The organism is Candidatus Competibacteraceae bacterium, assembly GCA_016699715.1.
In the GTDB taxonomy this organism is placed as follows: Bacteria; Pseudomonadota; Gammaproteobacteria; order Competibacterales; family Competibacteraceae; genus Competibacter.
In genome coordinates this window covers 114,323-134,269 of the sequence record CP065007.1, presented here as the reverse complement: position 1 = coordinate 134,269, position 19,947 = coordinate 114,323, and the positions used below count along the sequence as shown (strand labels likewise).

The 19,947-nt window shown below is 61.8% G+C and carries 18 protein-coding genes; 6 read left to right on the top strand and 12 right to left on the bottom strand.

Features of this window, described 5'->3' with window-relative positions; translation table 11 throughout:
* Nucleotides 1-10: 10 nt before the first annotated feature.
* Complete coding sequence (locus tag IPM89_00645; GenBank protein QQS54416.1) at nucleotides 11-1,171, bottom strand: PLP-dependent transferase; 1,161 nt, start codon at nucleotides 1,169-1,171, stop codon at nucleotides 11-13.
* Between the two features lie 142 nt (nucleotides 1,172-1,313).
* Here IPM89_00645 and IPM89_00640 point away from each other — a divergent pair, with 142 nt between their 5' ends.
* The 4 genes from IPM89_00640 to IPM89_00625 all read left to right on the top strand — a co-directional run bounded on the left by IPM89_00640 (nucleotide 1,314) and on the right by IPM89_00625 (nucleotide 7,046).
* On the top strand, nucleotides 1,314-2,624 hold the full coding sequence (locus tag IPM89_00640) for a sugar ABC transporter substrate-binding protein (GenBank protein QQS54415.1): 1,311 nt from the start codon (nucleotides 1,314-1,316) through the stop codon (nucleotides 2,622-2,624).
* Nucleotides 2,625-2,659: 35 nt separating this feature from the next.
* On the top strand, nucleotides 2,660-4,423 hold the full coding sequence (locus IPM89_00635; protein QQS54414.1) for a hypothetical protein: 1,764 nt from the start codon (nucleotides 2,660-2,662) through the stop codon (nucleotides 4,421-4,423).
* A gap of 153 nt (nucleotides 4,424-4,576) precedes the next feature.
* Nucleotides 4,577-5,464, top strand: a complete 888-nt coding sequence (locus tag IPM89_00630) for a carbohydrate kinase (GenBank protein QQS54413.1) — start codon at nucleotides 4,577-4,579, stop codon at nucleotides 5,462-5,464.
* 85 nt (nucleotides 5,465-5,549) lie between these two features.
* A complete protein-coding gene (locus IPM89_00625) occupies nucleotides 5,550-7,046 on the top strand; it encodes a mannitol dehydrogenase family protein (protein ID QQS54412.1) in 1,497 nt (498 codons plus the stop codon).
* A 505-nt stretch (nucleotides 7,047-7,551) separates the two neighbouring features.
* On the opposite strand, the gene pgeF is transcribed toward IPM89_00625, so the two are convergent.
* Nucleotides 7,552-8,298, bottom strand: coding sequence for a peptidoglycan editing factor PgeF (gene pgeF / locus IPM89_00620; protein ID QQS54411.1), 747 nt, complete (start codon nucleotides 8,296-8,298; stop codon nucleotides 7,552-7,554).
* Nucleotides 8,291-9,253, bottom strand: a complete 963-nt coding sequence (rluD, locus tag IPM89_00615; GenBank protein ID QQS55722.1) for a 23S rRNA pseudouridine(1911/1915/1917) synthase RluD — start codon at nucleotides 9,251-9,253, stop codon at nucleotides 8,291-8,293. The genes pgeF and rluD overlap by 8 nt, the downstream gene beginning before the upstream one ends.
* Before the next feature lie 82 nt (nucleotides 9,254-9,335).
* Between rluD and IPM89_00610 the strand changes: the two genes are divergently transcribed.
* Together IPM89_00610 and IPM89_00605 are read left to right on the top strand one after the other, a co-directional pair.
* Entirely contained in the window at nucleotides 9,336-10,127 is a 792-nt protein-coding gene (locus tag IPM89_00610) for an outer membrane protein assembly factor BamD (protein ID QQS54410.1), read from the top strand.
* Between the two features lie 99 nt (nucleotides 10,128-10,226).
* Nucleotides 10,227-10,748: a nitroreductase family protein gene (locus IPM89_00605; GenBank protein QQS54409.1), complete on the top strand. Its 522-nt coding sequence runs from the start codon at nucleotides 10,227-10,229 to the stop codon at nucleotides 10,746-10,748.
* A gap of 42 nt (nucleotides 10,749-10,790) precedes the next feature.
* Here the strand turns inward: IPM89_00605 and IPM89_00600 are convergent, their stop codons facing one another.
* The 9 genes from IPM89_00600 to ccoO all read right to left on the bottom strand — a co-directional run bounded on the left by IPM89_00600 (nucleotide 10,791) and on the right by ccoO (nucleotide 19,934).
* Nucleotides 10,791-11,534, bottom strand: coding sequence for a type III pantothenate kinase (locus IPM89_00600; protein ID QQS54408.1), 744 nt, complete (start codon nucleotides 11,532-11,534; stop codon nucleotides 10,791-10,793).
* A complete protein-coding gene (birA, locus tag IPM89_00595) occupies nucleotides 11,531-12,520 on the bottom strand; it encodes a bifunctional biotin--[acetyl-CoA-carboxylase] ligase/biotin operon repressor BirA (GenBank protein ID QQS54407.1) in 990 nt (329 codons plus the stop codon). The genes IPM89_00600 and birA overlap by 4 nt, the downstream gene beginning before the upstream one ends.
* Before the next feature lie 281 nt (nucleotides 12,521-12,801).
* Nucleotides 12,802-13,008 (bottom strand): cbb3-type cytochrome oxidase assembly protein CcoS, encoded by a 207-nt coding sequence (ccoS, locus tag IPM89_00590; protein QQS54406.1) that lies wholly within the window; start codon nucleotides 13,006-13,008, stop codon nucleotides 12,802-12,804.
* Between the two features lie 15 nt (nucleotides 13,009-13,023).
* Nucleotides 13,024-15,492, bottom strand: a complete 2,469-nt coding sequence (gene cadA / locus IPM89_00585; protein ID QQS54405.1) for a cadmium-translocating P-type ATPase — start codon at nucleotides 15,490-15,492, stop codon at nucleotides 13,024-13,026.
* 54 nt (nucleotides 15,493-15,546) lie between these two features.
* Entirely contained in the window at nucleotides 15,547-16,341 is a 795-nt protein-coding gene (locus tag IPM89_00580; protein QQS54404.1) for a FixH family protein, read from the bottom strand.
* On the bottom strand, nucleotides 16,338-17,759 hold the full coding sequence (gene ccoG / locus IPM89_00575; GenBank protein ID QQS54403.1) for a cytochrome c oxidase accessory protein CcoG: 1,422 nt from the start codon (nucleotides 17,757-17,759) through the stop codon (nucleotides 16,338-16,340). The genes IPM89_00580 and ccoG overlap by 4 nt, the downstream gene beginning before the upstream one ends.
* Before the next feature lie 205 nt (nucleotides 17,760-17,964).
* Entirely contained in the window at nucleotides 17,965-18,924 is a 960-nt protein-coding gene (gene ccoP / locus IPM89_00570) for a cytochrome-c oxidase, cbb3-type subunit III (GenBank protein QQS54402.1), read from the bottom strand.
* Nucleotides 18,917-19,150, bottom strand: coding sequence for a cbb3-type cytochrome c oxidase subunit 3 (locus IPM89_00565; GenBank protein QQS54401.1), 234 nt, complete (start codon nucleotides 19,148-19,150; stop codon nucleotides 18,917-18,919). Before IPM89_00565 ends, ccoP begins: the two co-directional genes overlap by 8 nt.
* Before the next feature lie 49 nt (nucleotides 19,151-19,199).
* A complete protein-coding gene (ccoO, locus tag IPM89_00560; protein QQS54400.1) occupies nucleotides 19,200-19,934 on the bottom strand; it encodes a cytochrome-c oxidase, cbb3-type subunit II in 735 nt (244 codons plus the stop codon).
* Nucleotides 19,935-19,947: the final 13 nt, after the last annotated feature.

The window sequence follows — 19,947 nt, the reverse complement described above, 5'->3', positions numbered from 1 at the left end:
CTCGGCGGGGTCAGCCCAGCGCCTGCTCCAGATCGGCGACCAGATCCTCGACCGCCTCGACCCCCACCGATAGCCGTACCAGCCCGTCGTCAATGCCCAACTCCAGGCGCACCTCCGGCGGCACCGAGGCGTGGGTCATGATCGCCGGATGCTCGATCAGGCTTTCCACCCCGCCCAGGCTTTCAGCCAGCACGAAGATTCGGCAGCGTTCCAGAAATCCGGTGACTTCCGCCAGATCGCCGCGCACCACCGCGCCGATCATCCCGCCGAAACCGCGCATCTGCCGCCGCGCCAGCTCGTGCTGGGGATGGCTGAGCAGGCCGGGGTAGATCACCCGTTCGATCTTCGGATGCTGTTCCAACCAAGCGGCGATATGCAGGGCGTTGGCGCTATGCCGTTCCATCCGCAGCGCCAGGGTTTTCAGGCCGCGCAAGACCAGGAAGCTGTCAAAGGGGCTGGCGACCGCGCCGATGGCGTTTTGCAGATAGCCCAGCCGCTCGGCCAATTCCGCGCCCCGGCAGACCGCTATTCCGCCGATAACGTCGGAATGGCCGTTCAGATACTTGGTCGCCGAATGGACGACGATATCGAAGCCGTATTCCAGCGGTCGTTGCGCCCAAGGCGTGGCGAAGGTGTTATCGGCCACCGCCAGAATGCCGTGCTGGCGGGCCACGGCGGCGATCATCTCCAGATCCACCAGTTTCAGCAGCGGATTGCTGGGCGTCTCCACCCAGATCATCCGGGTGTCGGGCGTCAGCGCCGCTTCCAGCGCCGCCCGGTCGCGCAGGTCGGAGTAGGTGAAGCTCAGCCCGGCGCTACGCCGTCGCACCTGCTCGAACAACCGCCGGGTGCCACCGTAAATGTCGTCCAGCGCCACCACATGCGCGCCGCTGTCGAGCAATTCCAGCACCGTCGAGGTCGCGGCCAGCCCCGAGGCGAAGGCGAAACCGGCGTGGCCGCCCTCCAGGTCGGCCACGCAGCGCTCGTAGGCGAAACGGGTGGGATTCTGGCTGCGGGAATATTCGAAGCCCTGGTGGACACCGGGGCTGGATTGCACGTAGGTCGAGGTGGCGTAAATCGGCGTCACCACCGCGCCAGTGGTCGGGTCGGGCGACTGGCCAGCGTGTATGGCGCGGGTGGCAAAACCCAACGGATGGAAGTTGTCGGTCATGGTTGAAACCTTGGAGCACTGGGCTACCATCATTATTAGGTACAAGTTACTGATTATAACGTAAGTCCATTTTTCGCCGTTAAAGGGTGCGGAATGTCGGTAATAAGTTCGTTGAACGTCATTAAGCAATGAGGGAACGTGGATGACTATTCGAATCGCGGCCGCATTCACGGTAGCGGCCTTACTCGCCGGCTCAGCCTTGGCGCGCGCCGAAACCACGGTCACCATCGCCACCGTGAACAACGGCGACATGATCCGGATGCAGAGGCTCTCGGAGACGTTCGAGAAAGCCAATCCCGACATCAAGCTCGACTGGGTGGTGCTGGAAGAGAATGTGCTGCGCCAGCGCGTCACCACCGACATCGCGACCAAAGGCGGACGGTTCGACGTCCTGACCATCGGTATCTACGAAGCCCCCATCTGGGCCCAGCGCGGATGGCTCGTGCCACTCGACGATTTGCCGGAGGACTACGACGCCGATGATCTCCTGCCGCCGATTCGCGAGGGCCTGTCGTTCAACGGCACGATGTACGCCGCGCCGTTTTACGGCGAGTCTTCATTCACCATGTACCGCACCGATCTGTTTAAGCAAGCCGGGCTCGAGATGCCCGAAAAGCCCACATGGGCATTCATCAAGGACGCCGCCCGCAAGCTGGCCGATAAGAGCAACGAGGTCTATGGCATTTGCCTGCGTGGCAAGCCGGGCTGGGGGGAGAACATGGCGTTCCTGACGGCCATGGCCAACTCCTACGGTGCTCGCTGGTTCGACATGAACTGGAAACCCCAGTTCGACGGTGAAGCCTGGAAGGCGACGATCACCGACTATGTCGAACTGATGAAGGAAGTCGGCCCGCCAGACGCGGCGGCCAATGGCTACAAGGAAAACCTGGCCCTGTTCCGGTCGGGCAAATGCGCCATCTGGATCGACGCGACCGCGGCCGGTCAGTTCGTGACCAACGCGGACTCCGATGTGGCCGACCGTGTCGGCTTCGCGCTCGCGCCGAACAAGGGTCTGGGCAAGAGCGCCAACTGGCTCTGGGCCTGGGCGCTGGCGGTTCCCAAGGGTTCCGACAACCAGGATGGGGCGAAAAGATTCGTCGCTTGGGCCACCTCGAAGCACTACCTGGAACTGGTCGCCTCGAAGGAAGGCTGGTCCAACGTGCCGCCGGGCACTCGCACCTCGCTGTACGAGAATCCCGAGTACCAGAAAGTGCCGTTCGCGAAAATGACGCTCGACAGCATCGACGCGGCCGATCCCAACAAGCCAACGGTGGATGAAGTGCCCTATACCGGAATTCAGTTCGTCGCGATCCCGGAGTTCCAGAGCATCGGCACCGCGGTCGGCCAGCGGTTCGCGTTGGCGCTGTCGGGAACGATCCCGATTGATGAGGCGCTTGAAAACGCCCAATGGGTGACGGGGAAGGTCATCGAGCGCGCCCGCTTTCTCCAATAGGGGCGGGTCGAACAACAGCAATTTGGGAGGGAAACATGGCCAACACAGCCATCGATCAACGACAGTCCATTGCGGATATGGACGACGAACTACTACCGGTGCCGCAACACAGACTGCATGGACCCGGTCACTTCCTCGGCCTCTATGGCGCCGAACACGTTGCTGCAACCGAATTCGTCATTGGCGCCGCATTCGTGGCCATGGGCGCCACGATCCACGACATCCTGATCGGGCTGCTCATCGGCAATATGCTTGCCGTGCTGAGCTTCTGGCTCATCACCGCGCCGATCGCGATCAAAACGCGGCTAAGCCTGTACACCTATCTCGATCACAACATGGGCGAGCTGTTCTCGCGGCTCTATAACGGTGCGAATGTGCTCATCTTCGTGGCCATCTCGGCCGCCATGATCACCGTGTCGGCGACAGCGGTTCGGGCGCTTTTCGATATCCCGCCCCAGATCTATCCGTATCCCACCAATGTCTACTTTGTACTCATCGCCGCCTCGGCAAGCGTGATCGCGGTGCTGGTGGCCTATTATGGTTTCAATGTGGTGGCCGAGTTTGCCACTATTTGCACACCCTGGCTGATGGTGATGTTCACGGCCGGTGGCATGGTGCTGATCCCTTCGTTGAACGAAACGCTGACTGGTTACACGACGCTTTCGAGTTTCTCGGATTTCGTGAATTTGGCGGGAACCACCGTGTTTACCGGCACCAATGCCGCGGGGGAACCCGGTATCGGATTGTGGGAAGTGATCGGCTTCGCATGGGCGGCGAACACCTTCGCGCATTTTGGCCTCGTCGACATGGCGCTCCTGCGCTACGCGAACAAACCGATCTGCGGCCTTTGCACCGCAACCGGCATGATGTTCGGCCACTACATTGCCTGGATTTCCGCGGCTCTCATGGGAGCGGCGACGGCCTATATCATGAAATTAAGTATCGCTGTGGTTTCACCGGGTGATGTTGCCTACTACGCGCTGGGCGTCACCGGTTTTGTGATCGTCATCATCGCGGGATGGACAACGGCCAACCCCAACCTCTATCGCGCCGGTCTTGCGGCCCAGGCCGTATTCCCGAGCATCGCACGCCAAAAGGTCACGCTTGCCGTCGGGGCCGTGGTCGTGGTCGGCAGCTGTTTCCCGTTCATCTACCGCAGCATCCTGCCAATTCTGGCCTACGCGGGACTTGTTCTTGTACCCATCGGCGGCATCGTATTCGCCGAGCAGCACATCTTCCCCCGACTCGGCTACAAGAGCAATTGGCGCCGCCTGAAAGGCGTTAAGGACAACATGCCGGCGCTGATCACCTGGGCGATCTGTCTGGTGTTCGGCTTCGGATTGAATTTTATCAACATCATACCGTTCGTATATCTGTTCCTGCCAACCTGGGCTCTCTCGATTATCCTCTACACCATCTTGGCGAAGAAGGCCGGCGCTGATAAGAGCTATCCTGAGGCCGAGAAACGAGAGCAGGAATTCGATAAAGCGGTTGCGGAGTATCATGCTGAACTGGCGGCGAAGGAACAACACGAGCCCGCCTGCGGCACGACCGTATCGATCAAGATCATCCGAGCGGTCTGGATCGTGGTTGGCCTGATCGTGCCGGCCGTGCTCGCTTGGCGTGTTCTGTTCAACAGCCCCGATCTTTACGCCTACTACGTGAACCGTGAGTTGTTCTACAACCTGACCATCTGGTGCACCGTGATCTATTTCGCGTTTGCGTGGTGGGATTTGCAGCTCTCCAAGAGGATGCAACGCTCCGGACGGTCATCCGGTGCCGAGGTGCCCGCAGTTTAGCAACGTGCAACCACGGCGAGCGAGACGGGGTGAAGCCATGCCGGTGCGGCCGTCTTCCTGGTCTCTACCGATCGTGACTTGTCGTCGCCCCAACTCTCCATGTCAACGGCGGCGCCGGGGTGAGTTGAGGACGGATGGTTTAAGGAGAGGGTTATGAATGAACGATTTACAGTCGCCGGGATCGGGGAGTTGCTTTGGGATGTGTTTCCGAGCCACAAGCGTCCCGGTGGCGCACCGGCCAATTTTGCGTTCCATTGCCACCAGCTCGGCGCCGAGGCCTATCCGGTGAGCTGTGTGGGGACAGATGAGCTGGGACGACGTATTCGCGACGAATTACGGGAAATCGGCGTGGATACCCGCCATGTGCTGGAAAGCGACGCGTTCCCGACCGGAACGGTGCAGGTGACCCTGAATGACGAGGGCAAGCCCTCCTATCAGATTTTCGAAAATGTGGCCTGGGATCATATTCCGCTCACCAGCGGGCTCGAGGGGCTGGCGGCGAAGCTGGATGCGGTGTGCTTTGGATCGCTTTCGCAGCGCTCGGCGGTTTCGCGCGAAACGATTCACTCGTTCGTGCGGCACATGCCACGGGATGCCTTAAAGATCTTCGACGTGAATCTGCGGCAGTCGTTCTTTTCAAAGGAACAGGTTGAGGGATCGCTGCGGCTCGCCTCCATTCTGAAGCTCAGTGACGAGGAACTGCCGGTACTGGCCGGCTACTTCGGCCTGCGGGGCGATGTGATGGCTCAGCTCAACGGGCTGCGTGAATGTTTTGACCTGAAACTGGTGGCCTACACACGCGGCTCGGACGGTAGCGTGCTGGTACGGAGCGACGAGGTGGATGATGCTCCTGGAGAGAAAGGGCTTGTGGTGGTGGACTCGGTGGGCGCCGGGGATTCATTCACGGCGGCGCTCTGCATGGGCGCTCTTAAGGGCTGGCCGCTGAACAAGATGAATGTATTCGCTAACCGGGTAGCCGCATTTGTCTGTTCACAAAAGGGAGCAACCCCGACTCTGCCCGAACATTTGATCGCATTTTGAGCTAAAGGCAAAACGATGCATCGGACCAAGGCGCTCAACAAATAGCCCGAGAAAATAGCAATAAGGCTCATAGGGAGAGTTCGTCATGACAGAACCCGTTCAACTCACGCAGGACAACCTTCACCGCCTCGCCGACGAAATCGTGCGTCCATCCTATGATCGGGGCAAAATCAAAGCCGGCATCGTCCATATCGGGGTCGGCGGATTCCATCGATCGCACGAAGCGTATTACACCGATGCGCTGATGAACGACTCCGATGCCTCCGACTGGGGCATCTGCGGCGTGGGCCTGCGCGAGGCCGACCGCAAGATCGGCGATACTCTGAAAGCGCAGGATTATCTCTACACGTTGATCGTGAAGCATCCCCAGGGAAAGATCGAAACCTGCGTCATCGGCTCCCTGATCGATTTCATGCTGGGTTGCGACGATCCCGGCGCCGTCATCGACAAGATGGCCAGCGCGGACACCAAGATCGTTTCGTTGACCATCACCGAAGGGGGCTATAACTTCAACCCCGCCACCGGCGAGTTCGACTTCGGCAACGCCGATGTGCGGCACGATCTGGAACAGCCCGACAGCCCGAAGACGGTGTTCGGCTATCTGACCGCCGCGCTCAAGAAACGCCGTGCCCAGGGACTCCCGGCCGTCACCATTCAGTCGTGCGACAACATCCAGCACAATGGAGACATGACGCGCAAGATGGTGCTGGCCTTCGCGAACAAGCAGGATGCCGAGCTTGCACGGTGGATCGAGAGCGACGTGTGCTTCCCCAATGCCATGGTGGACCGGATCACTCCCGTGACAACGCCGGAGGATATGGCCTACCTCGCCACCGAAATGGGATTGAAGGACCAATGGCCGGTCACCTGCGAACCGTTCACCCAATGGGTCATCGAAGACCATTTCTCCAATGGCCGGCCCGCGTGGGAAAAGGTCGGGGCGCAGTTTGTCGCCGATGTCACGCCGTATGAGAAAATGAAAATACGGCTGCTCAACGCCGGGCATTCCGTCCTCGGTCTGCTCGGGTCGATCCATGGACACAAGACCATCGATGGCTGCGTGGCCGATCCGCTGTTCGCGACCTACCTCCGCCGATTCATGGATGTGGAGGCCACCCCGGTGCTCGATCCGGTGGAAGGGATCGATCTGGAAACCTACAAGGACAGCCTCATCGAGCGGTTCGGAAACCCGAACATCAAGGACAGCCTGGCCCGAATCTGCCTGGAAAGTTCAGCCAAACTGCCGAAGTTTCTGATCTCAACGATCACCGAAAACCTGGCACGCGGTGGCAGTATCCAATATGCCACGCTGGTCATCGCCGCATGGTGTTTCTATAGCGACAAGGGCGTCGACCAGCATGGCGCACGGCTCGATATTGTCGATGCCATGAAAGACGAACTGCATCAAGCCGCGAAGGGGACCCCGGATGACACGCTGTCCTTCCTTAAACTCGAACCCATTTTTGGCGATCTCATCCACAACGAAAAATTCACCGCGTTGTATACGGATATGATCCAAGCCCTCTATGAAAACCCTGACATCTCGTCGCGGATGAGAAAGCTCCTGCAAGGCACGCAATGACAGTGGGCAGGATTACCCATCCATATCTGGGCGCCGGTAGACCTTGATCGCGTTCTTGCGTAGCGCGAAAGCATGGCCTTCGACGATGGGAAAACGAATTTCGTAATGCCGGCGCGCATCGTCCGCGCGGACGTGATGCTTCCACCAGCACGAAACCGGACACCAGCCAGGGAAAAGGCGAACCTTCGATATGGCTGCTGCTGGCGAGATAAAACGGGTGGCGGACAGATCCGGTCACCAAGCGGACAGCCACACGCCTGATGGATGAGCTTGACCGCCACCCGTCGGTTCTTAGCGGCGGCGAAGGGCAGCGATACGGTGCCGGATGCTCTGTCTTCCTCTTCCACACATGCCGCCGTCAAAATAGCGGACGCCTCCGCCTTCATGCTAAGCCCGTAACACACCGCGCGCTTGTGCAGGCGAGCCCGCACTTCATCGGGCAAGTTGTGGATCACTGAGTACAGCCATTTGTCCTCCTCCTCGTCATTGCCTATTGACAAGAAATTTACTCAAGCCAAATCAAACTCGCCATCCGTCCGGTGCGCTGTTCCCGGCGATAGGAAAAAAACCGTTTCGACTCGCTGAACGTGCAGCAACCGCCGCCATAAACCGCCGAAATCTCCAGACCACGCAACTGTCGCCGCGCCAATTCATAAATATCCGCCAACCAACGCCCCGCTGGAGACGGCTGAAAACACGCGGCATTGTCCGCGTCCAGCGCCAGGAAAACCGCGCGCACTTCCTCCCCCACCTCGAAGGCATCGGGACCAATCGCCGGCCCCAGCCAAGCCAGCAGTTCCACCGGCGGTACCTCCAAGCGCGCCACCGTGGCGGCGATCACCCCGCCCGCCAAGCCGCGCCAGCCGGCGTGGGCCGCCGCAACCACCGTACCGGCCCGGTCGCACAGCAGCACCGGCAAGCAATCGGCGGTCATCACCACGCAGGGCCGGCCCGGTGCGCGGGTCCAGGCGGCATCGGCGGCGACCGGCGCGCTCACCGTTTCCGCCGCGACTATATGAATCCCGTGGACCTGTTCCAGCCAGGCCGGTTCGGCGGGCAATCCGGCCACCGCCGCCAGCCGTCGCCGATTTTCGGCAACGCAGGCTGGATCGTCGCCAACGTGCCCGGCCAGATTCAGGCGGGCATACGGCGGCGGGCTGACACCGCCGTGCCGGGTGGTGCTGACCGCGCGCACTCGGGCGGGCGCGGGCCACTCGGGGATCAGCAGATGTTCGGGGAGGAGTTCATTCATTTTTGTGGCCCGCATCTTCGCCGAGTGCCCCCAGCAAATCCGCCAGATCGGCGGGGATTTCCGCCCGCCACTCCAGCCGCTCGCCGCTCACTGGATGGCTCAACGCCAGCCGCTCCGCGTGCAGGGCTTGCCGCCGGAAGTTCTGGATCGCCGCGATGCAGGCCGGCGAGGCGCCCGGCGGAACTCGCGGCCGACCGCCGTACACCAGATCGCCCAGCAACGGAAAACGGATGTGGGCCATGTGGACCCGGATCTGATGGGTACGACCGGTTTCCAGTTTGACCCGCAACAGCGCGTGGGCGCGGAAGCGGCGCCACACCCGGTAATGCGTCACCGCCGGCCGGCCGCCCGGTGTCACCGCCATGCGCTGGCGGTCCACCGGATGGCGGCCGACCGGGGCATTCACCGTTCCACCCGCCACCGGCACCCCGTTGATCACCGCCAGATATTCCCGTTCAATGGCCCGTGCCTGCATCTGTGCGACCAGCGCGGTGTGCGCCCGCGGGCTGCGCGCCACCACCAGCAGGCCGCTGGTGTCCTTATCCAGCCGATGCACCAGACCGGCGCGCGGCAGTGCCGCCAGTTCCGGCGCGCGATGCAGCAGGGCATTGACCAGCGTGCCATCGCGGTTGCCGGCGGCCGGATGCGCCACCAACCCGACCGGTTTGTCGATCACCAGCAGATCGCTGTCCTCGTACAGGACAACCAGCGGAATCGCCTGGGGCAGAGCGGTGGTTTCAATCTCGAACTCCAGATCGCCACTCACGGTTTCGCCGCCGGCGACCGGGTCGCGTGGTCGGCGAACGGCGCCATCCACTCGCAAGCGGCCGGCTTTGAGCCACTGTTGCAGGCGATTGCGCGAATAGCTCGGCAGTAGCTCCGCCAGCGCCTGATCCAGGCGCATCCCGGCGCAGGTGGGGGGAATCTGACAGTCGATCCGTTCGGTCGGGGGCATGATGGCTTTTGGCGGCTCGGGGGTTATACTCACTTTGATCATGCATTCTACTCCCGACAACCGCCGCTCCATGCCATTATCCATGCACCGCATATCAAAACTGCTGCTCGCCGGTCCGCTCATGGCCGTGCTGTTGATCGGCTGCTCGCTGCTGCCGGAAAAGATCGACGAAACCCAGGGCTGGTCGGTCCAACAGCTCTATAGCGAAGCCAAGGACTCCATGAGTTCGGGCAACTACAAGATCGCCATCGAGTATCTGGACAAGATCCAGGCCCGCTATCCGTTCGGCCGCTACGCCCAGCAAGCCCAGCTCGACACCATTTATTGCCAGTACAAAGACAACGAGCCGGACGCCACCATCGCCGCCGCCGACCGCTTTATCAAGGCCAACCCGCGGCATCCCTACGTGGATTATGCCTATTACATGAAGGGTCTGGCGAACTTCAATCGCAGCAACAGCCTGCTGGAAAGACTCGCGCCCACCGACCGCGACAAGACCGACACCAACACCGCCCGTCAGGCCTACAGCGATTTTGCCGAACTGACCCGCAAGTTTCCCAACAGCAAGTATGCCGAGGACGCCCGGCAGCGCATGCTGTTCCTGCACAACAGCCTGGCGGCTTACGAAGTCAACGTGGCCGATTTTTACATGCGGCGGGGCGCCTATGTCGCCGCCCTCAACCGCGCCACCTACGTATTGGAAACCTACGCGCGCACTCCGGCCGCCGAGGATGCGCTCAGCATCATGACCCAGGCTTACATCAAGATGGGCATGCCACAGTTGGCCAACGACAGTCTGCGAGTGCTGGAGCGCAACTATCCGCAATCTCCAGAATTACCGAAGTTGAACGCACTGCTTAAGGGCACCGGCTAACGATCCGTTTTTCCCTCATCCCTTCACCAATTCCGCGGGGGCAGGAGTATTTTCAACGCCTCCGAACGATGTCTGCTCGATTGCCGCGAGGGTCGCACCATGTGGGATTTCTTCGAAACCGTCCGCCACCGCCATTCCGTGCGCAAGTACCAACCGGATATGCCGGTCGAAACCGAAAAACTGCATGCCATTCTGGAAATGGCCTGCGCCGCCCCATCGGCCGGCGATTTGCAGTCTTACCGCATCGTGGTGGTGAGCGACCCGGCCGAGCGGGAAGCGCTGGCCCAAGCCTCTCGTGGGCAATCCTACATCGCCGAGGCCCCGGTCTGCCTGGTGTTCTGCGCCGATCCGACCCGCTCGGCCACCACCTTTGCCGAGCGCGGCGCCAAACTGTATGCCCTGCAGGACGCCACCATCGCCGCCGCCTACGCGCAACTGGCCATCGTCGCCGCCGGCATGGGTTCCATCTGGATTGGCGATTTCGAGGAAGGGCGCGTCCGCGAGATCCTGCAACTGGAAGCGGGGCTGACACCGCTTGCCCTGCTGAGCCTGGGCTATCCGGCGGAATTGCCGGAACCCAGTCCGCGTCGGTGGCTGGATGAAGTCGTGGCGTGGCGGTAGCCCTGTCCGTCGTTAGGGCGGCCACCGCGAGGCGCAAATAGCCTATTTCGCTTGATCCCGCGCGGCGATCACCCGTAAGCCGGTGAAAATCAAATCCGGTTCCCACCGGTACTCGCCTTGCAGGTAGGGCAGCACGATTTCCGCATCGCCGCCGGTCAGCAGGCACAAGCCGGAACCGTGATCGGCCATCATCCGCCCGGTGATACCGTCTATCGCCGAGGCAACCGCATACACCGCTCCGCCCCAAACGCAATCGCGGGTACTCTGGCCGAACAACCTCGCCTCTCCCGCCTCCGGGGGAATCTGCCGGGTTTCCCGATACAGCGCCTCGCGCATCAAGCGCATCCCTGGAATGATCACCCCGCCCAGATGCCGGCCATCCGCCGCCAGGGCATCGATGGTGACCGCCGTACCGCAATCCACCACGTAACAGCTCCGATCGGTCAACACCCGCGCGGCGATCATCGCCACCCAGCGATCCGCGCCCATCCGTTCCGGTTCGGCGTAGGAATTGCGAATACCGCAAGCCGCCGCCGTCGAGGCCACGAACTCCGCTTCGATCCCCCAACGCTGCCTGATCCATTCCGTCAGACCGGCATAAGCCTCGGGTCCAGCCACGCTGACGATCACTACCCGCGCCGGTCGCGGCAAACCACGCCATTGGCTTTCCGCCAAGGCAACCCAACTTTCCTCATTGTGGCTGGCCTGACCGCGCCTCGAAAACTCGCCTCTCTCACAGCTCACCCACTTGATCCGGCTGTTGCCGACATCCGCCAGCAGAATCACGCTTCGAGCCTCAAGCTGATCTCTCCACCCAGATAGGTATTCACCCGGCCATCGGCGCTTTCCAGCAACAGCGCGCCGCTGGCATCCACCCCACGCACGACACCGGTCACGGCGGCATTCGGCAAGTGCAGCCGCACTCGACGACCGACGGTCAGATCGAGGCACGCCCACTCTTCGGCCAAACCGGCAAAGCCGCCCTGCTCGAATCGACCAAAGATCTCCATCAACTCATTGATCAACAGCGCGGCCAAACGATTGCGGGACACTCCTTCCGTGCCCAAAATTTCCCGCAAATCGACCCAGGGCTGATCGATGGCCAGTGCCGCCTGTCGCGGCAGCGCCACATTCAGGCCGATGCCGGCCACGACATGCAGGGTTCCCGCGCTAGCGCCGGATTCCAGCAGGATTCCGCCCAGCTTGCGCTCCCGCCACAGTAGATCGTTCGGCCACTTCAGCCCGACCTCCGCCACGCCCAGCGCCCGCAGGGTCCGAGCCACGGCGATGCCGGTCGCCAGACTCAAGCCGCTCAGCGCCGCCGCCGGCCCGTCGAACCGCCACAGCAGTGAAGCGAACAGCCCGGCGCCGAACGGCGACACCCAGGAACGCCCCTGACGACCTCGCCCCGCTTGCTGCCGCTCAGCCAGGCAAACCGCGCCGCCCGGCCATTCCTCACCAGCTCTGGCCAGCAAATAAGCGTTGGTGGAATCCAGCAGCGGATACACCTCCAGCCGACTCAAGCGGGTCCGGGCCTCTTCGCTCAACCCGGCGGCGATCCGCTGGCGGTCGAGCAGCTCCAGCGGTTCCGCCAAGCGGTAACTATCGCCTGGCAAGGTGCGTGGCTCCAGCCCCAGATCCCGCAAGGCCCGCACCGCTTGCGCCAGCGTTGCCGGCTCCGCCGACAAACGCTCGACCAGTTCCCGTTCGGCGTGCGCCGCGCCATCCGCCAGAACCGCCAGCAGCGCCTGTTCGAGTTCCGTATCCGTCATGGTTCGCTACCTGTTGCCTCGTTACCACCCTCGATGCCGCAACGAAAAACCGCCTTGCCCGGCGAGGAGAAAGGCGGCGGTTTTGCGGCGGATTATCCGAACGGCTCGCGCGGCGCGCCGTCCAGTGAAAAATTGTGGAAGGCTTAGAACAAGGTGCTCCAGGGCACGACCGATAGAAAGCTCAGCCAGGCGGCGATCAACAACGCAATGATGATGACGAGCGGGAAGTTCTGAAAGCTAAACATTGTTGTTCTCCTTGCGGTTTCTATCGAAATATTAAATCAATTTTCTCTATCATCCAATGACTTATTATCATCTTGTCGCCGACCGCACTGGGGAATGCGCGGGTCGTCGTCGTCCATCAGGATGCGGTGGGCCGGCCCTTCCAGATCGTCGAACTGCCCGGTCCGGACCGCCCACAAAAAGGCCCACAACGCCACGCCGATCACCCCCAGCGCCATCGGGATCAACAGATACAGGATTCGCATGACGCCATTCTCCTCTCAGGATTGCCGGAGCCGCAGCGCGTTCACCACCACCAGCAGCGAACTGAACGACATGCCCAGCGCCGACATCCAGGGCGTCAGCCAGCCGCCGGCCGCCAGCGGCAGTGCAATCAGATTGTACCCGATCGCCCAGGCGAAATTCTCCCGCATGATTATCAGGGTTCGCCGCGCCGTATCCACGCCGCGCACCAGATGTTCGAGTCGTTCCGACAGCAGAATCATATCCGCCGTGGCATGAGCCAGTTGCGTGCCGCTGCCCATCGCCAGCGACACCTGGGCCGCCGCCAACACCGGGGCATCGTTGACACCGTCGCCCACCATCGCCACCACCGCGCCCTGGCGTTGCAACTCTCGCAGTCGCTCCAATTTGTCCTGTGGGGAAAGCCCGCCCGCCGCCTCGGCGATGCCAACCTCGCGGGCGACATGGGCCACCGCTTCCGACCGGTCGCCGCTCAGCAGCAACACTCGCAACCCGCGCGCCTGCAAGCCCGCCACCGCCGCCGCCGCGCCAGGCCGCAAGGTATCGGTCAATTGGAACCAGGCCAGCAGCCCCGTATCGTCGCCCAGCGCCACCCAGGTGCTGGCGGCGTCGAGATCGGCGCGCCCGACGACCGCCGCGCCGCTCGATCCAGCGGCAAACTCGACACGGCCAACCCGATAGCATCGGCCCTCGATCCAGCCCTCGACCCCGTCGCCCGGACTGTTGCGCAGATCCGTGGCGATCAGAACCGCGACGCCGGCGGCTTCCGCCAGGGCACGACCGACCGGATGTTCGGAACCGCGCTCCAACGCCGCCGCCAGCGCCAGACAGCGCCGCGCCTCCAGGCCGCTTTCCGGCTCCACCGCCGCGACCCGCGGCCGACCGTAAGTCAGGGTGCCGGTCTTGTCGAAAATCACCAGCGTGGCCCGCGCCAGCGTTTCCAGCGCATGCCCGCGAGTCGTCAGCACGCCCAAGCGGGTTAATGCACCGGTCGCGGCCACAATGGCGGTCGGCGTGGCCAGCGACAGGGCGCAGGGACAAGTGACCACCAGCACCGCCAGGGTAATGCGAAAGGCGGTATCGAAATCGCTCAACGACCACCAGACCAGCCACACCACCGCCGCCACCGCCAGCAGCGCGGCGACGAACCAGGCGGCGATGCGGTCGGCCAGCAGCGCCAGTCGCGGTTTTTCGCTCTGCGCGCGATCCAACAAGCGGACGATAGCCGACAGCACGGTCTCGGCGCCGACCTTTTCGATGCGCATCACCAGCGGGCTTTCCACATTGAGCGCGCCGCCGATCAGCGCGTCGTCGCGCCGGCGGGACAGCGGCAGACTCTCGCCGGTCAACAGCGATTCGTCCACGCTGCTGGCTCCCTCCTCCACGCGCCCGTCGGCGGGGATGGTCTCCCCCGGCCGCACCAGTACCCGATCACCGGGCGCCAGCTCCGCGACTGGCACCACCTGCTCGACGCCATCGCTATCCAGCCGGGTGGCGCTGGCCGGCAGCATCCGCACCAGTGCTTCGGAAATCTGTCCGGCCCGATGACGGGCGGTCATTTCCAGAAAGCGGCCGCTCAACAGAAAGAACACGAACATCGTGACCGAGTCGTAGTAGACCTCGCCATCTCCTTGCCAGGTGTGCCAGATGCTGGCGACGAAGGCAGCGAGCACCGCCAGCGATACCGGCACGTCCATACCGAGTTGCCGGCGGCGCACATCGCGCCAGGCGGCACCGAAAAACGGCTGGGCGGAATAGGCCACCACCGGCACCGCCAGCACCAGACAAATCCAGCGCAGAAAGTCGCGCATCCCGATTTCCATTCCCTGGTATTCACCGGCGTACAGGCCCACCGCCAGCATCATTACCTGCATCGAACCCAGCCCGGCCACGGCCAGTCGCCGCAGGGCCACGGCGCGCTCGCGCTTCTGCAGGGCCTCTTGCCGACTGGGATCGAAAGGATGCGCGATGTAGCCGATGGCGGCGATGGCTTCCAGGATTTGACTCAGTTTGATCTGGCGCTCGTCCCAGCACAGCCGGGCGCGGTGGGTGGAGTAATTGACCCGAAATTCCAGTACGCCGGGCAAGGCGTTGACGTGGCGTTCGTTGAGCCAGACGCAGGCGGCGCAAACGATGCCTTCCAGAATCAGCGCGGCCTCGCGGGTATGTTCGCCGTCGGCACGGACGAAACTCTTCTGTAGATCCGGCCGGTCGTACAACTCCAAACCGCGCAACGACTCGGGAATGAGATCTTCCGGGCGGCGCGAGGAGGTGGTGCGATGGCGGTAGAAGTCGGTCAAACCGGCGGCCACGATGGCCTCCGCCACCGCCTCGCAGCCGTGGCAGCACATCGGCTGACGTTGACCATCGATCACCACGGCGTAAGGCGCGCCCGGCGGCACCGGCAAACCGCAGTGGAAACAGGCGGTTTCGCTTGAGCCACTTGGCGCCTGCGACTCGGCGGTTACGGACATCGGGGCGGTCATTCGGGTCGTTATGCGAGACAGGACGACGAGCGACGAAGCATCGGCGCGACTGGGCTAGCGATCCCGCACCTGAGTGTTGGCCTGGATTTCGTGCAACTCCTCTCCCTTGCGGATTTGTAACACCAAATCCCAATGACCCGGAACCGGTAAGTTCACTTGGACTTCATAGCGACCCGGCGTGGTTTCGGTCAGGCTAAAATCCACATCCAGCGTGCTGGTGGAGGGTCGCAGAAACCGCCCGCCCAGGGTCGCGCCGCTGACCGGATCGCCGTCGCGGGTTTGCACCGTGACCCGAAACAACGCGGGTTGGCCGACGATCGGCTCGTTCAACCAACCCTTGTGAACTTGCCAGCCGCGTTGCCGCTGGCGCTCGACCTGCTGCAAGTATTGGTTGTACAGCGATTCCTTCTTATGAAAATCGCGCGCGATCACACCGGGAAACATTGAGGTGACCGTGTGTCGGTCGCCAGGCTCGGGAAACAACCAGCTCCACAGCGTGGAATTGAGTCCACGCTCGGCGACCGAAACGAACACCGCGCCCGACACCGCCACGAAAATGAAGAAACCAATGATCGCCGTCGGCCCCCAATGCAGCCCCCGACCAGCGGCGCGGGTACCGAGCAGCATTCCGCAAGCCAGGGAAGCAAGCAGATAAATCCCCAGATGGATCGCGAATACATCGCCGCCCGGCCAGCGGATGATGCTGTATGGCACGTACAGACCCACGGTCACCAACGCCACCACGGCGGCGGCCTGCTTTGCTTTCCAGCGCGCGAAACGAACCAGTCCGAGGTTGGCGCATACGATCAGCCCCGCGCCGACCCCGAGGCTGAGCAACAGATGGCTCATCGACCGCCTTCCGGAGTATAAAACGGCACTTGCCGCCGGATGGGTTCGGCCCGCACGCCCGCCAACGGTTCGATAATGAAGGTCACCTGGTCACCGGGCGAGTCGTTTCTTCCGACCGGCGGAATTTGGACTCGGGCCAATAATTTGATGCGCTCCTGCGGCTCCAATTCGAGCCGCTCCATGCCGTCCATGTTCAGAGTCGCGCCGGTCAGCCCTTCGATACGAATGCCGACGGTCATCGGCGCCGTGAGTTTGTTGTTCAGCTTGATTTCATAGCTATTGCGAATGCTGCCATCCGACAACTGGGTGTACAGTGGCTGGCGAATTTGTTCCACCGTGCCGGAATAGGGCGCGCGGGTCAGCACGCTCCAGATCAGAACGGTGGTCGCCGCCGTCAGGATCACACCATAACCGATGGTCTTGGGCTTGAGCAGGCGCGTCTTCTTGCCGTTCAGCGCGTTCTCGGAGGTATAGAGCACCAAGCCGCGCGGCCATTTTAGATTGTCCATGATGGTGTCGCAGGCATCGACACACAACGCACAGGAAATACATTGGTATTGCAATCCCTTGCGAATATCGATACCCACGGGACAGACCTGAACGCAGTAACCGCAATCGATGCAGTCGCCCACGCCCCGCGCCTGCCGCTCCTCACGGGTTTTCAAGCCCTTGCCCAGCTTACTCCGACCCTGGGTGCCCTCGCCCCGCCGTTCGTCGTAGGAGACGATCAAGGTGTCGTGGTCGAACATGGCGCTCTGAAACCGCGCATAGGGGCACATGTAGGTACAAACCTGCTCGCGTGCTAGGCCGGCCATGACAAAGGTGGTCGTCGCCAGGAAGAAGGTGGTGAAATAGGCCGCGTAGGGTGCGCTCCCCAGCAACATCTCGGTCACCAGCGTCGGTGCATCGACCCAGTACATGACAAAGGTCAAACCGGTCCAAAGCGAGATCAGTAGCCACAGGGCATATGTTCCCCCTCTCTTCAGCAGCTTTTCACGATTCCACGGTCCCTTGTCCAACCGCATCCGCGCCGGGCGTTCCCCCTGCACCCATTGCTCGACCATCATGAACAGGTCGGTCCACAAGGTCTGAAAGCAGAAATAGCCGCACCAAACCCGACCGGCGATGCCGGTCACGAAAAACAGCAGGATCGCGAAGATGATCAGCACCCCGGCCAACCAGAAAATATCCTGTACCTGGATGACCAGATCGAAAATATAGAAATGCCGCCCCGGCAAATCGTACAAGATCGCCTGATTCGGCGCGTTCGGCCGCTCCCAACGCAACCAGGGCAACAGATAATAAACGACGTACGCCAGAGCCAGAATCCCAGTCTTGAGATTACGGAAGCGCCCCTTGACGGAGCGCGGATAGATTTGAATACGCTTCTGATAAAGCGGGTTGCTTTCTTCGGACATGGTCCACCCAACTGACGGTTGAAACGGCGCAAACAATGATGTTGGCCGCTTCCAAAGTCCAGCGTCATTGCGATCCATCAACCATGGCGGTTCGCAACGGTGCGAGAAAAAATCGGGATGCCGGTAAAAACCGGGGCCATAAACGCTTCACCCCCCAGCGCGGGGGGTGAACTTCGACCGATCACTGCGTATCCGCCGCGATGCCTTACTGGGCACCGCCCAACTGATGCACGTAAACCGCAAGCAACTTGATATCGGTCGGAGACAGGCGATCCTTCCACGCTGGCATGATACGGGTATTGTTTACACCCTTGGCGACGAAGTTCTTGATCGCCGCCTTTTTGTCCTGCACGGACTTTTGCGCCGGGACATCGGCGATGGCCCAGATCCTGTCGGTCAGGTTGGCCGCGCCCTGCGACTGGAGACCCTTGGCGTCAGCACCATGGCAGTAGTAGCAACCGCCGACCTGACCCTGAAAGATCGCTTGGCCACGCTCGGACGCTTCGCTCGGCTGCGTTTCACCCGACAGAGTCAGCACGTACTCGGCCACATCGTCCAGTTGATCGGGTTTGAGCACGGCTCCGAACGCAGGCATGAAACCCTTGCGGCCCTGCACCAGGGTCTGGTGGACCTGGTCCATGCCGCCACCCCACAGCCAGTCGTCGTCAGTCAGATTCGGATACATGCCGACCACACCCTGGCCGCCGCGACCGTGACAAGCCGCGCAGTTATCGCCGAACAGGCCCTTGCCGACCGAACGGACGAACTCCATCATTTTGGGGTCCTTGACGATCTGGTCGTAACTGGCCGCCCGCACGTTCGCCAACATGTCCTTGCGGCGCGGATCATTGGTGGCGGCACCCAGATCTTCCAGTAACAGGGCACGGGTGTTCCAGCGATACTCGCGCTCTTCTTCCTTGCCAGTCACCTTATCGGTCACGGCGTAACTTACCGTGCCAAAGCCCTTGATCCAGGTATCCCCCACCGGCCAGGACGGATAGATGAACCAATACAGAACCGAAAACACCGCGGTGGCGTAAAAAGACCACAACCACCAACGAGGCAGCGGGTTGTTATACTCTTGCAGGTCGCCGTCCCAGGCATGGCCCGTCGTCTGAACCGCGCTGGATTGTTGTTGTACATTGGGGGGGGTGTTGTCACTCATTGTCCATCACCTTACGGGATTGGGAATGGTGCTCGGCCTGTGATGTGCTGGGCTGCAACGGGCCATCATCGTCAAGCGGAATGTATTTGTAGGATTCCAACCGATTGGCGCGGCGCTTGCTGGCAAAGACATAAATCAAGACGCCGCAGAAGGCTCCGAAAAACAGCACCAGCGCCAGTGGCTTGGAATTCTCCATGTGAGTGAACCACATCAGCCAGTCAAACATCAGGCAGAGACTCCATCCGGCCCCTTGAGAGGGGGCACGGTTCAGATCGTTAGCGGAACGTAGTGAAGTAGCCTTCGTCGTACTTGGTGAAATCCACCATGGTACCCAATACCTGCAGATACGCGACCAGCGCTTCCATCTCGGTGATCCGACCGGGAATACCGTCGAAATCCTTCTCGTGCGCTTGTTTCATCAGACTGTCCTGCGCTTGGCTGATATCCAACTGGTCGGCAACCTCCTGGCCAAACCGCTCGACATTGGCGTCGTATTCCTGCTGGGTGAGCGAATACGGCACTCCGGTTACCCGCAGAGCGCCCATTCGAGCGGCCAAATCGGAATAATCCAGATCGGTCTCAAGCAACCACGGATAGTTGGGCATGATGGATTGTGGCACCACCGAGCGCGGCGCCTTCAAGTGCTGCACATGCCACTGGCTGGAATACTTGCCGCCCACCCGCGCCAAGTCGGGACCGGTACGCTTGGAGCCCCACTGGAACGGATGGTCGTACTGCGATTCCGCCGCCAGCGAATAATGGCCGTAGCGCAGCCACTCGTCGCGGAACGGGCGGATCTGCTGGGAATGGCACAGATAGCAGCCTTCGCGAACGTAGATGTCGCGGCCGCGCATCTCCAGCGGGGTGTAGGGACGCACTCCGTCCACCTTCTCGACCGTCTCATTGATGTAGAACAGCGGGACGATTTCCACCAGGCCGCCGATGCTGATCACCAGCAGGATCAGCACGATCATCAGGCCAGAATTGGTTTCGATATGTTCATGTCGCATCGCTGATTATCTC